The following is a 20,243-nucleotide window of genomic DNA, read 5'->3' as shown; positions in this document are numbered from 1 at the left end:
CGCGGGAATTAACTATACGCGCGCCGGCGCTCCGCGGGGCCCAGAATGTCGTCCTCCACGGCTCCCACACAACTCGGGCGCGAGACGCGAAGACATGCTGCTAAGTAGGGCGCTTCAGCAATGGCGGACGGCAGGTATGTCATGCCCCGCGTCATCACCGCGGCGGAACTATCCCGCCGCCTCGCCGGCCAGCCCGTCTCGCACGATTTTCTCGGCTGCCGTAAGGAGGTTGTCCTTCTCTTCCAGCGTGGGGGCCTCTGCGTAGGCCCTCACGAGCGGATGGGTGCGCGATGGCCTCAACAGTGCCCACGAGTCGTCCTCGAACGAAACTTTAAGCCCGTCGGCATGGCTGACGGCGATGGGCGTCATGCCGGCCATCGAGTGCGGATTGAGTCCGGGGAGGATGTTTCGGAAGGATTGAACCTTGGCGATGTCGAGACCGATGTCCTCGCGACCATATGACATGCGCCCGATTTGAGATGCGGTGCGCTCAACGAGCTGCTTCATCGACATGCGCGACGTTACCGCAAGCTCAAGTATATAGAGTGCCTCGAGGATGGCGTCACGCTCCGCGAGGTGCCAGGGAAACGCAAGGCCTCCGTACTCCTCTGCAGCGAGCAGCACGTCGCCGTCGGACATCTCGTCATATAGGCGAGAAAAGCCAACGGGCACGGACGTGCAGTCGATCCCAAGACGCTCGGCCTGCCGCCCGAGTCGTGCAGAACACGCGAGCGTGTTTACCACGCGTCCGTCGCGCCCGCGGTTCTCGACCAGATGCCCCAGCACCATGGGCGGCACCGCATGCGTGGACACCATGCGGCCAGAAGCGTCCACGAGCGCAAGGCGCCTGCACGTTCCGCCAAACGAGATGCCGAGGTCCGCACCGTTCTGCCGCACGGCCCGCTCGCACGCATCGACCCACGGATCGACGGGCTCGGGGTGTATGCCGCCGAAGTCGCTTCCGTCCCGCGCGCGAATCTCTATCACGTCGCACCCGAGCCTGCGCAGGAGCGCGGGAACGACGAAGTGCGCCGTCCCGTACATCGAGTCGACCACAACGCGAGGAGCGAGGTCCGCGATGACCTTCGCGTCGACTTCGCCCAGCAGCGCTTCCACGTAGCCGTCAACAAGGTCGACCCACGCAAACGACCCAAGCTCCTCGTCTGGGCACGTGGCGATGAGCTTGTCGACGTCCTGCACGAACGCCTTGTCCGGCGAGCCACCATCCGGTCCGCACACCATGAGGCCACCGTAGTCGCTCGAATAATCACCGCCGGACACATAGACGCCTCCTGCGCACGAGTCATCGTGTGCGACGCTCCATCCGAGCACGGGAGCCGGGCATGCCGAGGTCGACACGCGCACCTCGAGCCCACACGAGGCAAGCAGCCCCGCAACGAGGCGAGCGTTCTCCGGCGAGTCGAAGCGCGTGTCGTACCCGACGATAATGGCCGCCCCCTCGCAGATGGTGCCCCACACCACGCCGAGGGCGGCTGCGACCGCGACGACACCCTCCCTGTCGAAGCCGGCGTCCCTTCGGGCCCGCCAGCCATGTGCAAGAAAGTGAATGTTGTGCATCGCCAAGGATTCTACTCAGCCTGAGACAAGCCAGACCTGCCCAAAGCTTCCAGGAAGGCCTCACGCGTCGCAGGGTCCTTGAGCGCGAGGCGCGCGTTCACACCGGCCCATGCCGCGGGCGTGCCCGTGTCGCACCCCTCGTCAACGTCGACGACGAGCGCATACATGTCCTCCTCGGCAAGCAGGCGCTCCATCGCATCCGTAAGCTGGATCTCTCCACCAGCGCCGACGCCTTGGTCTGCCAAAAGGTCCATGATTCGGGGTGACAGCAGGTAGCGGCCCACGATGAACAGATGAGACGGCGCGTCCTCGGGCGCTGGCTTCTCGACGAGGCCCGTCACCTTCCAAACAGCGCCTTCTTGCTCGTCCGTCGCGTCCGCCCCGTCAAGCGACCCCACGCACTCGCCGGCGATGATGCCGTAGCGACTCACCTGGTCCGCAGGCACGGGCGCAACTGCGATGACCGACGCGTTGCCATGCTGCTTCGAGACCTCCGCCATACGCACGCACATCTGGCGATCAGGCACGAAGTAGTCGCCGAGAAGAACGAAGAACGGCTCGTCGCCAACCGCCTCGGCAGCGCAGTACACGGCGTGGCCCAGGCCCCGCGGGTTGTCCTGATATACGAACGAGACCGGCATGCTCGACGCCTCGTGAACGAGGTCCGCCTCGGCCTTCTTGCCGCGCTTGCGCAGCATGTCCTCGAATCCGCCGTCGACGCGGAAGTACGACTCGATCTGCGGCTTCTCGCGCGAGTTGACGATTATGACCTCGTCGACGCCCTCGGGCTCGAGCGCCTCCTCCACCACGTACTGTATGACCGGCTTGCTCAGCACCGGAAGGAGCTCCTTTGGGGTGCCCTTGGTTGCCGGCAGGAAGCGGGTTCCCAGACCCGCGGCCGGAATGACTGCCTTCATGCGTATACCCTTTCGATTTCAAGTCACCGCGGCGCCGTCCAGCGCGCGGTCGCGGCACGTCCGTTAGGTCCAGACGAGCCGCGCTCCCATTTCCCCGCTATCAGAATAGCCAACGCAGAGCCACGAAGCCCCTCCCCTTCGGGAGGCGGCTGCGTTTGCGGTTCGCGCGTCATGTTCCTTCCGGCCACGCCCCGTGCCGACGTCACCGAGCCTCAGCCGCGTCCAACTGCGCGACCACGGCCGCCGTGTCCGCGAGCGGCCGGTCGCCACCGCACCAGACGGCGCGAACTCCGTCGGCCACGAGCTTCCTCACGGCTGCGGCCACCACCCGGTCGCGTGCGACGTCCCCCGCGTCGCGTACGACGCCGGCAGAAAGCCCCGCAAGCCCAGCGACGTCGACCGGCGGCTCGTATGCGTCCGGCACAAGGCGCACGACCAGGGATCGCCCGCTCTTCTCCGCGGCACGCGAAAGCGCTGGCGAGAAGGACGCGACGTCCCCCGTCCGAAGCTCAGCCCCGACCGCGTGGGCTCCCTCCGCCGCAAGCGCGGCGAACGCCTCATCCGGCGCCCGGCCGTCCGGCGTCGCCGGCCCCGCGCCCAGCGCATCCGACGCCGCCGCAAACGGCACCGTCGCCACAAGCGGCCCGCCCCACACCTTCTTGACGGCTCGCACCAGGGCGCAACCAGACGCAAGGTCGTCTGCGCACGCCATCATGCCATGTACGCCCGCCTCCTTCAGCGTGGCGGCCTGCAGCATGAGCGAGTCCAGCGCGTCGCCATCGAGCGCGGTCCCACGCTGGGCCACCAGCCCCATCACAAAGCGTGGCCCGCACGAGCGCGCCTCGCGCACCGCCTGCTCATTCACCTGGTCCGCAACCTCGCGCAGGTCGCCTTCGAGCTGCACGGACGCGCACCCGGCCGTGTGCGTCAGCGCGCACTCCGCCCCCGCCGCTCGGTAGAGCGCGTGCAGCTGACCCATGAGCGCATCGTCGTCGATGTTCCACTCCGCCTCGGGCACGCCGTCCGAGAAGGGCTGCCTCCTCAGCAGCGGACCCATGTCGCCCGAAATCACAAGTGGCCTCGCCGGGCGCCCCGTGAGCGCGCGGCCGAGCTCCGCGGACTTCAAGAGCTCGCCGTCCTCCGCATCCACCGGGTCCAGCCACACGGGGCAGCTCGGCCATGCACGTCCCGCATTGCCCGGCATCACTCTTCCACCGCGATTCCCTGTTTTTCCAGGTACGCAAGCCAGCGATCCTGCGTGTCGTCGGAAAGCGCGTGCTCCATCAGGCAGGCCTCCTCGTCTGCAACCTTCGGGTCAACTCCAAGGTCACGCTCCAAAAACAGCCGCAACATGCGATGGCACCGCCACACGCGTTTGGCATAAAACAGGCCCGTATCCGTAAGCTGTATCCGACCATACCGGTTCTGCTCAACATATCCCGCATCTCGCAGTGTCGAAACTGCCTTGTTCACGCTGGCCTTCGATACCCCGAGCTGTTCCGCAACATCTACGGAACGCACGCCGTCCATCGCGCCGCGTTCCTGCATTATTCGATAAACGGACTCGATATAGTCCTCACTCGATTTCGTGAGGTGCGGTGCCCTCCTCGTGGCTCCGCCCATTGGATCCCCATGCACGCCTTCTGCCACGTCACCCTCCTCGATAAAGCCTGCCCGTTCTTCTCGCCAGCGGCGTATTCCGGTCTCAACTGTAGAGCATTATGTACCCGTAGGGGCGCCGGGCAAATCCAAGCCGTTGCCACTTGGCCGTTCGCGGAACCAAAAGGGCCTGGGCGCGCACCAACGCACCCAGGCCCGCAAGGTATCTGCGAGTGACCCTACATGAGCGGGTCGTCTATGTCTTCTTCCGGAAGCTCCAGCCGCTCGACCTTCGCACCCAGCGCCTGTAGCTTCGGCACGAACTTCTCGTATCCGCGGTCAATGTGGTAAATGTCGCTCACCGTGGTGACGCCGTCGGCCACGAGGCCCGCCATCACCAGCGCGGCGCCGCCACGCAAGTCCGGCGACTTCACCTCCGCGCCCGAAAAGCCCTTCACCCCGTGCACGATGGCGTGGTGCCCCTCGATGCGGATGTCAGCACCCATTCGCTGCAGCTCGCTCGCGAGCATGAATCGGTTCTCGAACACGTTCTCCGTGATGATGCAGCTTCCGTCGCTCAGGGCGAGAAGAGCCATCGTCTGGGCCTGCATGTCCGTCGGGAAGCCGGGGAACGGCAGCGTCTGGATGTCCGTCGCGTGGATGGCGCCCGCGCGACGGACGGTGCAACCGTCCTCGAACGTCTTGACGTCCAGCCCCATGAGCTCGTACTTCTTGAGCACAAGCCCCAGGTGCCTGGGGTTGAAGCCCCTCACCGTCACGGGATCTCCGCACAGTCCGCCCATCGCGATGAACGTGCCCGCCTCGATGCGGTCGCCCACCACGCGATGGCTCTCAACCGCGTGAAGCGACTTCACGCCCTCGACCTCGATGACGGGAGACCCAGCTCCGTGTACCTTCGCCCCCATCTCGTTCAGCAGGTTCGCAAGGTCCACGATCTCGGGCTCGCGCGCCGCATTGTCGATGACGGTCGTTCCCTCGGCGCACACGGACGCCATCATGAGGTTCTCCGTCGCACCGACGCTCGCGAAGTCGAGCGTGACGGTCGTGCCCGTGATTCCGTTCGGCGTGGAGGCGTGGATGTTGCCGTGGTCAATCTCGAAGTGCACACCCAGGGCCTCGAGCCCCAGTATGTGCATGTCGATCTTGCGCGCACCGATGTTGCAGCCGCCTGGCATGGCTACGACGGCCTTGCCAAACCGAGTGAGCAAGGGACCCATCACGGCCGTGGAGGCGCGCATCTTCGCCACAAGGTGGTACGGCGTCTCCCACTTGTCCACGTCCGTCGTGTCGATCTCGAGCTCGTGCTCCCCCTTGACCACGATCTTGGCGCCAAGGCACTTCAGCACCTTGCCCATAACGTGGACGTCGGAGATGTTCGGCACGTTCGTGAGCGTCGTGACGCCAGGCGCCATGATGGTCGCAGCCATCAGCTTGAGAGCGGAGTTCTTCGCGCCCTCGACCGTGACCTCGCCAGAAAACTTGTGGCCGCCTTCAACCTGTATGACTTCCAAGGGGACTCCGAACCTCAGGTGTTTACTTTTCATCCTCCGCATGTTTCAGCAAGAGGTTGCACCAGTTGATCTTGTTATCGTAGTACGCACGCCTGCTGTCGCCCTCGTCGTAGCGGTCTCGCGTGTCCATCGCCTTCTGGCGCGTCTGGCGCACGACGTCGGGATCGATGTCGTCTGCCTTGCGCGCATGCGTCGCCAAGACGATGACGGAGTCGCCGTTGATCTCGGCATATCCGCCGGACACGATGACCTTGTCCACCCCGCCGCCGTCTTCCTCGCGGCGGTTCAGGCGCACGACGCCGTCGCCCAGGGCGACGATCTCCGCTGCATGGCCCGGCCACACGCCGAGCTCGCCCGATTGGGCAACAAGAACGCAGCTCGCGACAGGCCCCTCGAAGAGGAGCCTGTCCGGGCGTACGAACTGACAGTTAAGCTCTGCCATAATCTTCCCTACTCGGCACTCGCCGACTCGGCCGCCATCTTCTCGGCACGCTCGCGCACGTCGTCAATGGTTCCCGCGAAGCGGAACGCCTGCTCGGGAAGATCGTCACACTTGCCGTCGACGATTTCGGCGAACGAGCGGACGGTGTCCTCGACGGTGACGTACGTGCCGGGGTTGCCCGTGAACTTCTCGGCGACGTGGAACGCCTGCGAGAGGAACTGCTGGATCTTGCGAGCACGCGAGACCGTCAGCTGCTGCTCCTCGGAAAGCTCGTCCATACCAAGAATCGCGATGATGTCCTGGAGGTCCGAGTACTCCTGGAGCGTCTCCTGCACGGCCATTGCCACGCGGTAGTGCTCCTCGCCCACGATGGACGGGTCCAGCGCGGAGCTAGAGCTCGCCAGCGGGTCGACGGCGGGATAAATGCCAAGCTCGGTGATGGCACGAGACAGAACCGTCGTCGCGTCCAGGTGCGTGAACGTCGTGGCAGGCGCCGGGTCCGTCAAGTCGTCCGCGGGAACGTAGACGGCCTGTACCGAGGTGATGGAGCCTTCCTTCGTCGAGGTGATGCGCTCCTGCAGCTCGCCCATCTCCGTCGCCAGCGTCGGCTGGTAGCCAACGGCAGACGGCATACGGCCGAGAAGTGCGGAAACCTCGGAGCCCGCCTGCGAGAAGCGGAAGATGTTGTCGATGAAGAGAAGAACGTCCTGGCCTTGGTCGCGGAAGTACTCGGCCGTCGTGAGGCCGGACAGGGCCACGCGCATACGCGCTCCAGGCGGCTCGTTCATCTGTCCGTAGACAAGGCAGGTCTTGTTGATGACGCCAGACTCGGTCATCTCGAGGAACAGGTCGGTACCCTCGCGGGTACGCTCGCCTACGCCCGTGAACACGGAGGTTCCGCCGTGCTCCTGGGCCAGGTTGTTGATGAGCTCCTGGATGAGGACCGTCTTGCCGACGCCCGCTCCTCCGAAGAGGCCGGTCTTGCCGCCACGGACGTACGGCTCAAGAAGGTCGATGGCCTTGATGCCCGTCTCGAAGATTTCGGTCTGGGTGGTCAGCTCGTCGAACGCCGGCGCCGGGTGGTGAATCGGGTAGTACTGGACGTCATCCGGTACCTCGCCGCCGTCGACCGGCTCGCCCATGACGTTCCACACGCGACCGAGGGTCGAGGGACCGACGGGCATGAGCATGGGGTGACCGGTGTCCTTGACGCGCAGGCCTCGCTGAAGGCCGTCCGTGGAGGACATGGCGACGGTCCTTACGACACCGCCGGCCAGCTGCGACTCGACCTCGAGCACGGTGCTGACCTTGCCGACGGGTGTCTCGCCGTCAACGGTGAGCGCCGTGTAGATGGCCGGGACAGCGTCCTCGAACTTCACGTCGACGACAGGTCCGACGATACGGGTGATATATCCAGTTCCCACCGTCTTGTTCATTTGCTTGTAGGCCGCTTCCTCCAGAGGAGTGCGCTCCTGCTGTGCGGTTTCTGACATTAGCTTTCCTCCAATGCGGCGGCACCGCCGATGATTTCGTTGAGCTCGGTGGTGATGGCGCCCTGACGCTCTCTGTTGTACGTGCGACTCAGGGAACCCAGCACTTCCTTGGCGTTGTCGGTCGCCGACTGCATCGCCCTACGCCTCGCGCCGTGCTCTGCCGCAGCGGAGTCAAGGAGCGCGTGGTAGATGACCGTCCTGAAGTAGGCCGGCATCAGGTATCCAAGCACTTCCTCCGCAGACGGCTCAAAGCGGTACACGGGGTCGATCTTATGCTTGACCTCGTAGAGCGCCTCTGGCTTGCGGGGCTTGTTCGGCATCATGAGGCTCTCCCGCTCAATGGGGAGGAGCTGCTCGGTCACCTGCGTCTGATCGACGCGGTTCTTCGCGTGCCAATAGAGAAGGACGACCCTGTCGATCTCACCCCTCACGTACCCGTCGATGACGTACGACGAGATACGGTCGGCCTCGTCCATCGTGGGCTCGGAGGACACGCCCACGAAGGACAGGACCGGCTTGATCTTTCGATACGTGAAGTACTCGGTAGGCTTGCGCCCGCAGGTGATGACGGAGCTCTTGATGCCACGCTGGGCAAGAGAGCGCATCTGGTGATCGACCGCGCGCTGCTGCAGTACGTTGAAGCCACCGGCGAGCCCACGGTCCGAGGCGACGACGATAAAGAGCACGTGCTTCTCATCGTCGTGTTTCCTCAGCAGGGGCTCGGTGGAATTCCTACCTGCAGACGCGACGTTGGCGAGCATGTTGGTGATGGCGTCCTTGTAGGGGGACGCCTCCTCCGCCCGAGCGAGCGCATGCTGAATGCGTGCCGTGGAGATCATCTCCATCGTGCGCGTAATCTGCATGGTGCTGCTGATTGAGCTCATGCGCCGTTGTATTTCGCGAAGGTTGGCCATCTACTACTCCTGGCCCGTCTCTTTCTCGGTGTCTGCCACCGCGGACTCGTTGTCCTCGGCAGTCTTTGCAACGTCGGCCTCGGCCGCCTTGTTCGGGTGGGCCTTGAGGAACTCCTCCTTGAAGTGCTGGATGTGAGTCTTCAGGCGCTCGGACATACCGTCGTCAATCTTGTGGTCACGAATCTCCTCGCGGAGCTTCGGGTGACGCTCTTGCATGTACTTTGCCAGCTGGTCACGGAAGAGCGTGACGTTCTCGAGGTCGATGTCGTCGAGGAAGTCCTCCTTGGCGGCAAAGATCGCGATGACCTGGTCGGACACGTCCAGGGCCGCATAGCGCTTCTGCTTCAGCAGCTCCATCATGTGCGCGCCATGGTTCAGCTGGTACTGCGTCGTCGCGTCGAGGTCGGAGCCGAACTGGGCGAACGCCTGCTTTTCGCGATAGCTCGCGAGGTCGAGACGCAGCGTGCCGGCGACCTGCTTCATGGACTTCAGCTGAGCGGCTCCGCCGACTCGCGACACGGAGATGCCGACGTCGACTGCGGGGCGCTGTCCCTGGAAGAACAGGTTTGACTGCAGGTAGATCTGACCATCGGTAATCGAGATGACGTTCGTCGGAATGTAGGCGGAAACGTCGCCCTCCTGCGTCTCGATGATCGGCAGTGCCGTGAGCGATCCGCCGCCGTTCTTGTCGGAAAGCTTACAGGCACGCTCGAGCAGACGAGAGTGCAGGTAGAAGATGTCGCCAGGGTAGGCCTCGCGTCCAGGCGGACGATGCAGCGTAAGCGACATCTGACGATATGCGACAGCCTGCTTGGAGAGGTCGTCGTACACCACGAGCACGTGACCACCAGGGTGGTTCTCGTCCGCGGGGTTGCCGTTGGCATCGTTGTACATGAAGTACTCGCCGATTGCGGCACCAGCCATGGGGGCGATGTACTGCATTGGTGCAGAGTCGGCTGCCGTGGCCGCCACGATGATCGTCTTCTGCAGAACGCCGCGGCGCGCGAGCGTCTCCTTGATGCCGGCAACCGTGGAAGCCTTCTGGCCAATGGCGACGTAAATGCAGATGACGTCCGTGTCCTTCTGGTTCACGATCGTGTCGATGGCGATTGCCGTCTTGCCGGTCTTGCGGTCGCCGATGATCAGCTCGCGCTGGCCACGGCCGATGGGAACCATGGCGTCAATGGCCATGAGACCGGTCTGCACCGGCTCGCACACCGGTTGGCGCGCCATGATGCCGGGGGCCTTGAACTCGATGGGGCGGCGGTGGGTCGTATCGATCGCGCCGAGGCCGTCGATGGGCTGGCCGAGCGGGTTCACGACACGGCCGAGCATGGCGTGCCCGACGGGGATGTCCATGACGCGCCCGGTGGTGCGGCACTCGTCACCCTCCTTGATGGAGTCGACGTCGCCGAACAGAACGGCGCCAACCTCATCCTGGTCTAGGTTCTGCGCGAGGCCGTACACGCTCCTGCCATTGGCGGAGCTCGTGAACTCGAGCAGCTCGCCGGCCATTGCGGTCCTCAGCCCAGAGATGTGGGCGATGCCGTCGCCCACCTCCGTGACGACGGAGGCCTCCTGCTGGTCTATGGTTTCGGAAATCTTGGACAGCCTGCTTCGCAGCGCCCCCATGATCTCCGTAGAGCTTATCTTATCTGTCATGCTCATCACTTCCGACGAAGGTCGAGGCGAGCGTCTTCCTGATGTTCGTCAGCTGCGCCTTGACGGACGCGTCATAGCGGTGACCGCGCGCCTCCAGCACAATGCCGCCGAGGATGTTAGGGTCGACGCGCTCGACGAGATATACGGGAGCCTTGAGGTCCTTCTCGGCCTTTGCGCGAACCTTCTCGCGGAGGTCGTCGTCCATGGGCACGGACGTGGTGACGGTGACGGACACCGTCTTGTCCTCCGAGTCCAGGATCTGCTTGTACTGACGGGCGACCTTGGGAATAAGGTCAAGGTCATCCGCGTCTCGCATCGCGCTCAGGGTCTCGAGGACCTCGGGGGAGAACTTGCGTGCATGCTCCCACTGCACGAGGTCGACGTTCGCGCGCCCGGAGGCACGGCCGGCCTCGATGAGGGCCCTGGAGTACGCCTCTACCTTCTCGTCTTCGCTGCGCCTAGCGCTCATCTGGGACACTCACTTCCGCAAGGTACTTCTCAGCAAGCTTGCGCTGCTGCTCCTCGCTTAGCTCGTTGCCGATGACCTTGCTCGCGATCTCGACGGAAAGGTCGACGACGGAGCTCGAGAGCTCGATCATGGCCTTCTTGCGCTCGGACTCGACCGCGCCGTGCGACTTCGTGATGATGTCCGAAGCCTCACGCTGCGCCTTTGCCAGAATCTGGGAGCGCTCCTCCTCAGCCTCGCGCTTGGCCTGGGCGACGATCTTGTCGGCCTCCTTGTGGGCGTCGCGAATCGCCTGCTCGTAGCTCTTGGCCTCCTCGGCCGCCTTCGCCTTGGACTCGGCCGCCGAATCCAGGTCGTCCTGAATCTTCTTCTGGCGCTTCTCCATCATCCCGAGGATGGAAGGCCAAGCGAGCTTGGCCAGCACAAACCAGATGACGAGAAACGCGATGAGCGCCGGGATGAACTCCGCGGGCTTGGGGAGAAGAAGGTCGGGACCACTCGGCATGTCGGCAAGCGCGAGCGTAGGCGCGAACACAGAGGCAGCGACGGTGGTGGCTGATGCCCCCACGATGCGCGAAAGCCCCTTGATGTTGATGTTCATACGTGCCTCCAACTCAGCTCTGCTCGTCCTTCTCGATAGTTACGAAATGAGGGTGACGACGAAGCCGATGAGGGCGAGTGCCTCGACGAAAGCGGACGCAAGAATAAAGACCGTGAACAGACGGCCCTGGACCTCGGGCTGACGCGCCATGGCCGTAGTTGCTCCGAATGCCGCGAGACCGATGCCAAAGCCAGCACCAATAACGCCGAGACCATAACCGATGACTCCCACGATTCCTCCTTTGTCATTCGCCCAACTTCCGGGCGATTTCTTGACCTACGTATACCAGCGGGCGTGGGGCCCGCGAGTAACCAAGTGGCGCTACTCGTTCTCGACGAGCTGGATGTACACAGCCGACAGCAGGGCAAAGACGTACGCCTGAATGACGGCAACCAGAATCTCGACCAGATAGATGATGATCAGCAGCAAGATCCAGAACACGGAGACGGTCGCCTGGCCAAGCGCGACCGCAGAGAAGCCCTGCAGCAGCGGCTCGACGAACAGGGACGCCAGGATGGCGAACGTGCCCATGACAACGTGTCCGGCGAACATGTTGCAGAACAGACGGATGGCAAGCGTGATCGGGCGGAGCAGGTTGGAGAAGAGCTCGATGACCCAGACCATCGCGGCCATGGGGCCCGGCAGGCCCGCGGGCGCCATGCTCTTGAGATAGCCGAGCACGCCCATGCGCTTGATGCCCACCGCGACGTAGTACACGAAGGAGCAGAGCGCGAGCGCCGCCGTGACTCCCATCGTGCCGGTGCCGGGGTGGCAGCCGGGGATGATGCCGACGATGTTGTTGAACAGGATGAAGAAGAACACCGCCGCGATGAAGGGGAAGTGCTTCTTCCACTTGTCGCCCAAAAGGCTCACACAGAGGTCGTCACGGGCGAACTCGACCAGGTACTCCATGCCGTTCACGAAGAAGCCCTGCGGCACCAGGCTCGCGGACTGCTTCTTCTTGAACGAGAAGACGACGACCAGCAGGATCGCAATCGCGACGAGCATGAAGAAGATGTACTGCGTGAGCCCAACGGTCGTGTTGCCAACGATGGCCTCGGACATGAAGCTACTGACGAGCTCTTCCATCTCTTTGGACAAACTTGCTAGCGGGTTCACTATTCGTCCTTCCCTCCAGGCGAGGCAGGTCCTTGCGCGGCCTTCCAGCCCTTTACTGACTCGATTCCCCAGAAACCGAGGAACACCACCACTGCGGAGCACCCGAACGAGAGGGCGTAGTCCCCCATTAGTAGATGCGCCACGTAAATCGCCGCCGACAGAAACAGAAACGAGGCCATGGTGCTGGCAAGCCCCGCCTCAACACTAACGCTATCCCTTGTACCCCGTTTGAGGGCCCGCTCAAACAGGACGCCGGAGGGAATAGCGCCAACTATTCCGCAGGCGGCACCCAATGCGATTGCGAGCGTCTGGTCCATGCACACCTCGATACGCCGGATAGGGTCAGCGTCCTGTAGTTTAGGTTCGATTTGGGGCAAAGTCCACAATCCCCGCATTGAAACGGCTGGGCCCCAAAATGCGCGAGATGCGACCAAATGAGCATTTGCGCAGTTGAGCGCACATTTTTACGAGCAGGGTAATTTTTGAACCATAGTCAAAAAAAGCTACGAAACCTACACTTTACTCTGCCCCCACGTTAGGTGTATGTGCGCCACACGGCCGTCGGGCACGCGGCGGCAACACGTCCCAAGCAGGGAAAAAGCACCAGGCGAGAAGAACGCGCGCTCCTCTGGCGCATGGCTCTTCTCGCCCGCGTTTCGTGTCGTGCCGAGACGGCCGGCCACCTGCCGGCGCCGGCCGTCTGGTGGCGCCAGGCTACTTCGTGCCGTAGATGCGGTCGCCGGCGTCGCCGAGACCCGGCAGGATGTAGGCGTTCTCGTTCAGCTGACGGTCGAGCGCGCAGGTGTACAGGCGAACGTCCGGATCGAAGTCCAGGACGGCCTTGACGCCCTCCGGGGCGGAGACGAGCGTGAGGCAGCGGATGTCCTTCACGCCGGCGTCGCGCAGGAACTTGATGGCCGCGGTGAGCGAGCCGCCGGTCGCGAGCATCGGATCGACGATGAGGCAGGTGCGGTCCTCGATCGCGGGCGGGAACTTGCAGTAGTACTGGTGCGGCTCGTGCGTCTGCGGGTCGCGGTACATGCCGACGTGACCGACGCGCGCGGAAGGCACGAGGGTCAGGATGCCGTCGACCATGCCGAGGCCGGCACGCAGGATGGGGATGATCGCGATCTTCTTGCCGGCGATCTGCTTGCACGTGGTCTTCTCGAGCGGGGTCTCGACCTCGACGTCCTCGAGCGGGAGGTCACGCATGGCCTCGTAGCCCTCGAAGACGGCAAGCTCGGTCACGAGCTCGCGGAAGTCCTTCGTGGAGGTGTTCTTGTCCCTCAGGATGTGCAGCTTGTGCTGAACGAGGGGGTGGTCGATGATCTGGAAGCGCTTCTCGTCAAACTCCATGCGTGAGTCCTCCCAACTGGGGCGCCGCAGCGCCCTGGCCCTGCCCGCAGGCCGGCCGATTGCTATATGACACAAGAGCATGGTAGCGCATCTGCCACGCGCATCGGCGCTACGCGAGCTCCGGATAGAGCGGGTGGCGCGCGAGCATCTGGGCGACCTCGGCCTTGACGTCGTCAATCTTGAAGCCCTCGTCGTTCTGGAGCGCGAACACGGTCTTGCCGATGAGCTGGCCGACCCTCTCGCACTCCTCCTCCGAGAAGCCGCGCGTCGTGATGGCGGCCGAACCCACGCGGATGCCGCTCGTGACGAACGGGGAGCGCTGCTCGCCGGGGATGGTGTTCTTGTTGACGGTGATGCCGACGCGCTCGAGCGCCTGCTCCGCGTCGCGGCCGGTGATGTCCTTCGCGGGTGTGAGGTCCACGAGCAGCAGGTGGTTGTCCGTGCCGCCCGTCACGAGGCGCAGTCCCTTGGACTGCATGCCGCGGCCGAGCGCCTTCGCGTTCTTGCAGACGTTTTCGATGTAGGTGGCGAACTCCGGCTTGAGAGCCTCGCCGAACGCAACGGCCTTGCCGGCGATGACATGCTCGAGGGGACCGCCCTGCGAGCCGGGGAAGACCGCGGAGTTCAGGCGCTTGGTGTAGTCAGAGTTGTTCCACAGGATGATGCCGCCACGCGTGCCACGCAGGGTCTTGTGCGTGGTGGACGTGACGACGTCCGCGTACGGGACGGGGCTGGGGTGCGCGCCCGTCGCGACGAGGCCCGCGATGTGCGCCATGTCGACCATGAGCGCCGCGCCGTTATCATGCGCGATCTGGGCGAAGCGCTCGAAGTCGATAATGCGGGGATAGGCGCTGGCACCCGCTATGATCAGCGTGGGGTGGCACTTCTCGGCCTTCGCGGCGACGTCGTCGTAGTCGATGCGCTCCGTCTTGGGGTCGAGCCCGTACGAGACGACCTCGTGCAGCCTGCCGGAGTAGTTTGCCTTGGAGCCGTGGGTGAGGTGGCCGCCGTTGGAGAGGTCCATGCCCATGATGGTGTCGCCGGGCTTGGCGAACACGGACTCGGCCGCGTAGTTGGCCTGCGCGCCGGAGTGCGGCTGCACGTTGGCGAACTCGCTGCCAAACAGGCGCTTCACGCGCTCGATGGCCAGGTTCTCGACCTTGTCGACCGCCCAGCAGCCACCGTAGTAGCGCTTGCCGGGAAGGCCCTCGGCATACTTGTTGGTGAGCGGCGAGCCGACGGCCTCCATCACGGCGGTCGAGACGAAGTTCTCGGACGCGATGAGCTCGATGGAGTCGCGCTGGCGCTGGAGCTCGTCGTCCACGCAGGCCGCGACCTCGGGGTCTTCCTGCCTCAGGTGCTCAAGGTACATGCTGGGTTACCTCCACGTCTTGTTGCCATCCGACTGCCTGCCGGTGCGGGCGCCGCGAGCGTGGCGCCCAAGAACTGTATACGCCCGTAAGAGTTGGGCGACCGGCCGCAGTCGATCGCCCTCCACGCAGATTTAACCTTGCCGGTGCCCTAGCACTCCACGCCGCCGAAGCCTGGGTCGTCCTCGCGCATGATCTTCTGGACGCGGCCAGCGTGGCGGCCGCCGCCAAACTCGGTCGTGAGGAACTCGTCCACGATGGCCTTGTTGACGTCGAACGGCGTGAAGCGGCCGGACATGCACACGACGTTGCCGTCGTTGTGCTCGCGGAAGAGGTGCGCGAACAGCGGCGACTGGATGACGGCGGCGCGGACGCCGGCCACCTTGTCCGCCGTGAGCGCCATGCCGATGCCGGTGCCGCAGATGAGCACGCCGCGCTCCGCCTTGCCGGCCGCGACTGAGCGGGCCACCTTGTCCGCGAAGTCCGGATAGTCTACGCGGTCCGCGCTCTGCGGGCCAAAGTCGATCACCTCGTGGCCAAGGCTCTTGAGGTACTCGACCATCGCGGGCTTCTGGCAGAAACCGGCGTGGTCGGATGCGATTGCGATCTTCATGCATGCTCCTTCTGGTATGGGCGTTCTCTGTAACCACCACGATAGCGCATGGCGGCGCGGGGGTGGTGCGAGCCGGGCGGATTGTCACAGCCCGCAGGCGGCGCCTAGCCGCGGGCGCACTCCATGATGTCCGCCGCGGGAATGGCCCCCTCGCGGTACACGACGGGATCCTCCCCCGTGCAGCCCACGATGGTGGACGCGACGGCGATGGGTGCCGGACCCGCGTCGAACGTGAGGTCCGCCTCGCGCACGATGCGCTCCTCCAGGCCGGACCCGCTGGTGGCCGCGGCCTCTCCGTGCGTGTTCGCGCTCGTGATGGCAAGCGGGCAGCCAACGTGGCGCGCGAGCGCGCGCACGAGGTTGGAATCCGGCAGGCGCAGCGCGATCGTGCCGTCCTGTGAGCGCACGTACTCCGCGGGGACGGCGGCGCTCGCCTTCACCACCAGCGTGAGGGCGCCCGGCCACCAGCGCTCGGCCAGGCGGTACGCCCACGCCGGCACGTCGCGCCCAAAGCGGTCCAGGTCCTCCGCGTCCGCCACGAGCCACGGCAGCGTCTGCGCAAGGTCGCGGTGCTTTATGGCAAACGTGCGCACATGGCCGGGGTTGTGTGGCGTCGCCGCGCAGCCGATGCCGTACACGGAGTCCGTGGGGACCACGACCACGCCCCCGGCGAGAAGGACGTTGCCCCCGCGCCTGACGGCCGCGGCGTCCGGTGCGGCCTGGTCCACCCTGACCACCTTCTCGCGCAGCTCGAGCGCGCGCTCCGTCCGGGCGTCCACCGTGGAGGCAAGGTCGCCCTCGCGCACGGCCACCAGCACGCGTGGCCGGTGCGTGAGGTCCTGCCGCACCTCGACCGAGGCCCAGCCGCCCTGCTGGCGGCAGAGCTCGGCCGCGTCGCCCACGTTCGTCTCGAACAGCTCCACGCACAGCATGCCGCCGGGGCGCAGCGCCGTGGGCGCAAGCTCGAGCAGTCGCCTAAACACGTCCAGCCCGTCCGGGCCGCCGTCCAGCGCCAGGTGCGGCTCGTGCGCCTCCACCTCCGCGGGCAGCGTGGGCACCACGGCGGAGGGAATGTACGGCGGGTTCGACACCAGCACGTCGAGCGCGCCCATGTATGCGGGGTCCACCCCGTCGGCCAGGTCGCAGCGCACTACGTCGACGGCACCGTCCAGCCCCAGCGCGTCGCGGTTGCGCTCCGCGAGCGCCGCCGCCTTCGGCGAGACGTCCGTCGCCACCACGTGCGTGCCGCGCCGCTCGCTCGCGATGGAGCACGCGATGCATCCCGTGCCGGTTCCCACCTCGAGCACGCGCGCTTCTCGCCCGCAGGCACGCGCCGCGTCCACGCCCTCGAGCGCGGCGTCCACCAGGACCTCGGTCTCGGGCCGCGGTATGAGCACGCCCTCCTCGCATTGCAGCACGATGTGGCGAAACGGCATCTCGCCGGTGATGTACTGCAGCGGGGCGCCGGTGCCGCGGCGCACGACGGCGTCGTGCATGCGGCGCAGCTCGTCCGGCGTGAGCGGCCGGTCGAAGCTCGTGTATATCTGCACGCGCGAGAGCCCCGTGACCGAGCCCAGCATCCACTCCGCGGACAGGCGCGGGCGCTCGTCGCCCTTGCGGCCCAAGTAGCCAATGGTCCAGTCCAGCATGCGTTGTATGGTCCAGGTCTCCTGCTCCGCCATCGGCACCCTCGCAATCGCGCCGCGCGGGCCCGGCCCCCGCGGCAATCCGTCTTGTACCGCGCCATTCTACGGCAAAGCGCGGGCCCGCCCGACGCGGACCCGCGCTCGCATGCGCATTGTGTGAACGGCGTAAAGGCAGGTGCAAGCCCCGCAAAAACGCCCGTGCGGCCTAGCCGCGGCCCAAAGGCAAACGCAAGGCTGGCGAGAAGAACGTCACACCGACTGCGCGAGCTTCTCGGCACGCTCGGCCGCCGCCAGCGCCTCGATCACCTCGGACAGCTTGTCGCCCTGCAGCACGCCCGTGTACGTGCTGTTGAAGCCGATGCGGTGGTCCGTCACGCGGTCCTGCGGCTGGTTGTACGTACGGATCTTCTCGGAGCGGTTGCCGTGGCCGATCTGGCTCATGCGCTCCGCGCCCTGCTCGGCCTGCTGGCGCTCGAGCTCCATCTGGTACAGGCGCGCGCGGAGCATCTCCATGCACACGGCGCGGTTCTGGATCTGGGAGCGCTGGTCCTGCGACTGCACCACGGTGTTCGTGGGCAGGTGGGTGATGCGCACGGCGGAGTACGTGGTGTTCACGCCCTGGCCGCCGGGGCCGGACGCGCAGTAGGTGTCGACGCGCAGGTCTTCGTCCTTGATCTCGATGTCGATGTCCTCGGCCTCGGGCAGCACCGCCACGGTCGCGGTCGAGGTCTGGATGCGGCCCTGGCTCTCGGTCTTCGGAATGCGCTGCACGCGGTGCACGCCGCTCTCGAACTTCATGACGGAGTAGACCTTCTCGCCCGTGACCTTGAACTCGATGGTCTTGAAGCCGCCGGCCTCGCCGGGGCTCGAGCTCAGCACCTCGATCTTCCAGCCGCGGCCTGCGGCGAAGCGCTCGTACATGTTGTACAGGTCGCCCGCGAAGATCGCGGCCTCGTCGCCGCCGACGCCGGCGCGGATCTCGACGATGGTGTTCTTGTCGTCGTTGGGATCGGCCGGGATCAGCAGGTACTTGATCTCCTCCTCCAGGCCGGGGATCTTCTCCTCATTGGCAGAGATGTCCTCCTGCAGCATCTCCTTCTCGTCGGCATCGGCCTCGCGCAGCATCTCCTTCGCGGCCTCGATGTCGTCAAGCGCCTGCAGGTACTCCTTCGCCTTCGCCACGAGCTCCGCCTGGTTCGCGTGCTCCTTCGCGACGCGTGCGTACTCCTTGGGGTCGCTCACGACGGAGGGGTCCATCATCTTCTTTTCGAGCTCCGCGTACGCCGCGATGAGCCTCTCTAGCTTGTCTCTCATTTCCCTCTCCTTCAGGATGCCGCGGCGCGTGCGCGGTGGCGCGGCGGAAGTGTTCAGCCTTTTGAGGATACCACCACGGCGCGTTTTGTATTCACGCAGGTCGGCGGTGCACAGCCCGTCCACGATGCACGCCCGCACGGACCCCACGCTCCGGTGCGGGCGGGCGCCCTGCCACCACCGTGCGAGGCCGGCGCCGCGCGCCCGCCGCAGGAAACTGTGAGAAACTGTTCGCGCACGGCACGTGCGAGGGAGGGAGCTGAGGCCCATGCAAGACAACGGCAAGAACGCGTCGCCCACGCCGGACGACGCGCAGCGCACGCAGAGCCGCCCCTCCCCCGCGGAGGCCGACGGCCGCGATAAGACCGCGACGCAGGCGACGCCCGCAGCCTCCGCAGCCGCACCCGCGGCAACCGCGACGCCTCTCGCGCGCAAGGCGCGCGCCTGGGCGAGAAGCGCGTGGGATGCCGTGCGGCACCACCGTGCGGCAACGGCGGCGGTCCTTCTCGCCGTGGCGCTGTGCGTTGCCACGGTCGTGGCCGCGGGCCTGGGACTTCTGGGCGGCCCGGACGACGCGCGCGTGGAGCGCGACGCCGTGGCGCACGCACCCGCGCCGGACTGGAGCGCCGGCGCGTTCGACGTGGCGGAAGACCTTGTTGCCACCGACGCGAAGGTGCGCGGCCGGAGCTCCGTGGCAGGCAGGCTCGTCGTTATGGCGGACGTCACGTACCAGAGCGGGCGCGTGCGCGCAACGGCGCCCGCGAGCCTCACGTACGAGCGCGACGCGGACGGCGCATGGCGGCTGGACGTGTGCCGGCTGGACGGCGCGGCATCCTTCGCGGCGACGCGCGGCGTTTCTCGCACGCGCATTCGCGCGGGCGTGGGTGCGATCCTGGCCAAGGCGGACGCGTCTTCAGGCAGCAGCAAGAAAAGCCTTGCCACGCTGTACCAAGACGCGGACGTCACCATAAAGAAGTCAACCTTTGACCGCAAGCGTCAGCAGCAGGACGTCCGCATTCGCCTGGTGCGGCGACGCGGCTACCAAGCGCTGGAATGCAACGTGGACGCGCACTTCTCCTTTGCGGCCGCAAGCGGCTCGTGGGAGCTTCGCAAGGCAAGCGCAAGCAAGGGCGCGCGGCGCACGAGCCTCTCGCCCGTGGTGGGCACGTGGACGGGCACGTTCCAGAGCCAGGATGCCTCCGGCGCCAGGTGCTTTGGCGCGCAGGGGCAGACGCTTTCCATCACGATCGACGCGCTGTCCAACGGCTCGCGCCGCGTAACTGGCACGCTGGGCTGCGTCGCGCACTACCACGCCGCGCCGCAGCAGGACGCGGACGCGAGCGACGGCGACGAGGCCATAAGCGGCGTCACGTTTGAGGGCGAGCGCCTTGACCCGGTGGACGACCCCACGCGCAGCACGTACGCGTTCGAGCTCACGACGCCCGAGGACGCGCGCGGCACGATCTCTGTGGTCGTGGGCTTTGGGTCTGCCGACAATGCGGACCGCGCCGTCGCGCGCGTCACGTGCAGCCACACGTCGAAGGAGTCGTTCCTGCTCATACCGTACGACGCGACGGCCACGTACACGGACACGTTCACGCTCCAGCGCCAGTAGGCGCCCCGG

General features: G+C 65.7%; 20 protein-coding genes. 1 reads left to right on the top strand and 19 read right to left on the bottom strand.

The features are described 5' to 3' along the window. Positions 1-168 precede the first annotated feature (168 nt). The 19 genes from BLT96_RS10110 to prfA all read right to left on the bottom strand — a co-directional run bounded on the left by BLT96_RS10110 (position 169) and on the right by prfA (position 18,622). Positions 169-1,578, bottom strand: a complete 1,410-nt coding sequence (locus tag BLT96_RS10110) for a phosphohexomutase domain-containing protein (protein WP_090863985.1) — start codon at positions 1,576-1,578, stop codon at positions 169-171. Between the two features lie 11 nt (positions 1,579-1,589). Continuing rightward, positions 1,590-2,495: a UTP--glucose-1-phosphate uridylyltransferase gene (locus BLT96_RS10105; protein WP_090845981.1), complete on the bottom strand. Its 906-nt coding sequence runs from the start codon at positions 2,493-2,495 to the stop codon at positions 1,590-1,592. A gap of 202 nt (positions 2,496-2,697) precedes the next feature. After that, on the bottom strand, positions 2,698-3,699 hold the full coding sequence (locus tag BLT96_RS10100; RefSeq protein ID WP_090863983.1) for a homocysteine S-methyltransferase family protein: 1,002 nt from the start codon (positions 3,697-3,699) through the stop codon (positions 2,698-2,700). Next, complete coding sequence (locus tag BLT96_RS10095; RefSeq protein WP_090863981.1) at positions 3,699-4,118, bottom strand: metal-dependent transcriptional regulator; 420 nt, start codon at positions 4,116-4,118, stop codon at positions 3,699-3,701. Before BLT96_RS10095 ends, BLT96_RS10100 begins: the two co-directional genes overlap by 1 nt. Before the next feature lie 215 nt (positions 4,119-4,333). Then, positions 4,334-5,626 carry a UDP-N-acetylglucosamine 1-carboxyvinyltransferase gene (murA, locus tag BLT96_RS10090; RefSeq protein ID WP_090863979.1) on the bottom strand — a complete coding sequence of 431 codons (1,293 nt, stop codon included), beginning with the start codon at positions 5,624-5,626 and terminating at the stop codon, positions 4,334-4,336. 22 nt (positions 5,627-5,648) lie between these two features. Next, complete coding sequence (gene atpC / locus BLT96_RS10085; protein WP_090863977.1) at positions 5,649-6,068, bottom strand: ATP synthase F1 subunit epsilon; 420 nt, start codon at positions 6,066-6,068, stop codon at positions 5,649-5,651. A gap of 8 nt (positions 6,069-6,076) precedes the next feature. Continuing rightward, a complete protein-coding gene (atpD, locus tag BLT96_RS10080; RefSeq protein WP_172825008.1) occupies positions 6,077-7,561 on the bottom strand; it encodes a F0F1 ATP synthase subunit beta in 1,485 nt (494 codons plus the stop codon). Beyond that, positions 7,561-8,475, bottom strand: a complete 915-nt coding sequence (gene atpG, locus BLT96_RS10075) for an ATP synthase F1 subunit gamma (RefSeq protein ID WP_090863975.1) — start codon at positions 8,473-8,475, stop codon at positions 7,561-7,563. Before atpG ends, atpD begins: the two co-directional genes overlap by 1 nt. A 3-nt stretch (positions 8,476-8,478) precedes the next feature. Beyond that, the gene (gene atpA, locus BLT96_RS10070) at positions 8,479-10,137 is read right to left on the bottom strand and encodes a F0F1 ATP synthase subunit alpha (RefSeq protein ID WP_090863973.1); all 1,659 of its coding nucleotides are present in this window, start codon (positions 10,135-10,137) and stop codon (positions 8,479-8,481) included. Continuing rightward, on the bottom strand, positions 10,127-10,606 hold the full coding sequence (locus BLT96_RS10065) for a F0F1 ATP synthase subunit delta (RefSeq protein ID WP_090863970.1): 480 nt from the start codon (positions 10,604-10,606) through the stop codon (positions 10,127-10,129). The genes atpA and BLT96_RS10065 overlap by 11 nt, the downstream gene beginning before the upstream one ends. Beyond that, on the bottom strand, positions 10,596-11,204 hold the full coding sequence (gene atpF, locus BLT96_RS10060) for a F0F1 ATP synthase subunit B (RefSeq protein ID WP_090845995.1): 609 nt from the start codon (positions 11,202-11,204) through the stop codon (positions 10,596-10,598). The genes BLT96_RS10065 and atpF overlap by 11 nt, the downstream gene beginning before the upstream one ends. A gap of 39 nt (positions 11,205-11,243) precedes the next feature. Continuing rightward, positions 11,244-11,435: an ATP synthase F0 subunit C gene (locus BLT96_RS10055; protein WP_090845997.1), complete on the bottom strand. Its 192-nt coding sequence runs from the start codon at positions 11,433-11,435 to the stop codon at positions 11,244-11,246. Between the two features lie 90 nt (positions 11,436-11,525). After that, a complete protein-coding gene (gene atpB, locus BLT96_RS10050; protein ID WP_090863968.1) occupies positions 11,526-12,323 on the bottom strand; it encodes a F0F1 ATP synthase subunit A in 798 nt (265 codons plus the stop codon). After that, positions 12,323-12,640 carry a hypothetical protein gene (locus tag BLT96_RS10045; RefSeq protein ID WP_090846000.1) on the bottom strand — a complete coding sequence of 106 codons (318 nt, stop codon included), beginning with the start codon at positions 12,638-12,640 and terminating at the stop codon, positions 12,323-12,325. Before BLT96_RS10045 ends, atpB begins: the two co-directional genes overlap by 1 nt. A gap of 397 nt (positions 12,641-13,037) precedes the next feature. Then, positions 13,038-13,679, bottom strand: a complete 642-nt coding sequence (gene upp / locus BLT96_RS10040; protein WP_090846001.1) for a uracil phosphoribosyltransferase — start codon at positions 13,677-13,679, stop codon at positions 13,038-13,040. A 109-nt stretch (positions 13,680-13,788) separates the two neighbouring features. Next, positions 13,789-15,051 carry a serine hydroxymethyltransferase gene (gene glyA / locus BLT96_RS10035; protein ID WP_090863964.1) on the bottom strand — a complete coding sequence of 421 codons (1,263 nt, stop codon included), beginning with the start codon at positions 15,049-15,051 and terminating at the stop codon, positions 13,789-13,791. A gap of 149 nt (positions 15,052-15,200) precedes the next feature. Next, on the bottom strand, positions 15,201-15,662 hold the full coding sequence (rpiB, locus tag BLT96_RS10030; RefSeq protein WP_090846005.1) for a ribose 5-phosphate isomerase B: 462 nt from the start codon (positions 15,660-15,662) through the stop codon (positions 15,201-15,203). A gap of 104 nt (positions 15,663-15,766) precedes the next feature. Beyond that, positions 15,767-17,344, bottom strand: coding sequence for a peptide chain release factor N(5)-glutamine methyltransferase (prmC, locus tag BLT96_RS10940; RefSeq protein ID WP_090863962.1), 1,578 nt, complete (start codon positions 17,342-17,344; stop codon positions 15,767-15,769). Between the two features lie 213 nt (positions 17,345-17,557). After that, positions 17,558-18,622 (bottom strand): peptide chain release factor 1, encoded by a 1,065-nt coding sequence (gene prfA / locus BLT96_RS10020; RefSeq protein WP_090863960.1) that lies wholly within the window; start codon positions 18,620-18,622, stop codon positions 17,558-17,560. Between the two features lie 265 nt (positions 18,623-18,887). Here prfA and BLT96_RS10015 point away from each other — a divergent pair, with 265 nt between their 5' ends. Next, positions 18,888-20,234: a hypothetical protein gene (locus tag BLT96_RS10015; protein ID WP_090863958.1), complete on the top strand. Its 1,347-nt coding sequence runs from the start codon at positions 18,888-18,890 to the stop codon at positions 20,232-20,234. Positions 20,235-20,243: the final 9 nt, after the last annotated feature.

The sequence above is a fragment of the Parafannyhessea umbonata genome (assembly GCF_900105025.1).
In the GTDB taxonomy this organism is placed as follows: domain Bacteria; phylum Actinomycetota; class Coriobacteriia; order Coriobacteriales; family Atopobiaceae; genus Parafannyhessea; species Parafannyhessea umbonata.
Note: the sequence above shows the minus strand (reverse complement) of the source record. Positions and strands in the feature narration are given on the sequence as shown.

Bases quoted from the DNA above. Each gene is read 5' to 3' on its own strand.
- BLT96_RS10110 (WP_090863985.1), bottom strand. From the start codon at position 1,578: ATGCACAACATTCACTTTCTTGCACATGGCTGGCGGGCCCGAAGGGAC.
- BLT96_RS10105 (WP_090845981.1), bottom strand. From the start codon at position 2,495: ATGAAGGCAGTCATTCCGGCCGCGGGTCTGGGAACCCGCTTCCTGCCG.
- BLT96_RS10100 (WP_090863983.1), bottom strand. From the start codon at position 3,699: ATGCCGGGCAATGCGGGACGTGCATGGCCGAGCTGCCCCGTGTGGCTG.
- BLT96_RS10095 (WP_090863981.1), bottom strand. From the start codon at position 4,118: ATGGGCGGAGCCACGAGGAGGGCACCGCACCTCACGAAATCGAGTGAG.
- atpC (WP_090863977.1), bottom strand. From the start codon at position 6,068: ATGGCAGAGCTTAACTGTCAGTTCGTACGCCCGGACAGGCTCCTCTTC.
- atpD (WP_172825008.1), bottom strand. From the start codon at position 7,561: ATGTCAGAAACCGCACAGCAGGAGCGCACTCCTCTGGAGGAAGCGGCC.
- atpG (WP_090863975.1), bottom strand. From the start codon at position 8,475: ATGGCCAACCTTCGCGAAATACAACGGCGCATGAGCTCAATCAGCAGC.
- atpA (WP_090863973.1), bottom strand. From the start codon at position 10,137: ATGACAGATAAGATAAGCTCTACGGAGATCATGGGGGCGCTGCGAAGC.
- BLT96_RS10065 (WP_090863970.1), bottom strand. From the start codon at position 10,606: ATGAGCGCTAGGCGCAGCGAAGACGAGAAGGTAGAGGCGTACTCCAGG.
- atpF (WP_090845995.1), bottom strand. From the start codon at position 11,204: ATGAACATCAACATCAAGGGGCTTTCGCGCATCGTGGGGGCATCAGCC.
- BLT96_RS10045 (WP_090846000.1), bottom strand. From the start codon at position 12,640: ATGGACCAGACGCTCGCAATCGCATTGGGTGCCGCCTGCGGAATAGTT.
- upp (WP_090846001.1), bottom strand. From the start codon at position 13,679: ATGGAGTTTGACGAGAAGCGCTTCCAGATCATCGACCACCCCCTCGTT.
- glyA (WP_090863964.1), bottom strand. From the start codon at position 15,051: ATGTACCTTGAGCACCTGAGGCAGGAAGACCCCGAGGTCGCGGCCTGC.
- rpiB (WP_090846005.1), bottom strand. From the start codon at position 15,662: ATGAAGATCGCAATCGCATCCGACCACGCCGGTTTCTGCCAGAAGCCC.
- prmC (WP_090863962.1), bottom strand. From the start codon at position 17,344: ATGGCGGAGCAGGAGACCTGGACCATACAACGCATGCTGGACTGGACC.
- prfA (WP_090863960.1), bottom strand. From the start codon at position 18,622: ATGAGAGACAAGCTAGAGAGGCTCATCGCGGCGTACGCGGAGCTCGAA.
- BLT96_RS10015 (WP_090863958.1), top strand. From the start codon at position 18,888: ATGCAAGACAACGGCAAGAACGCGTCGCCCACGCCGGACGACGCGCAG.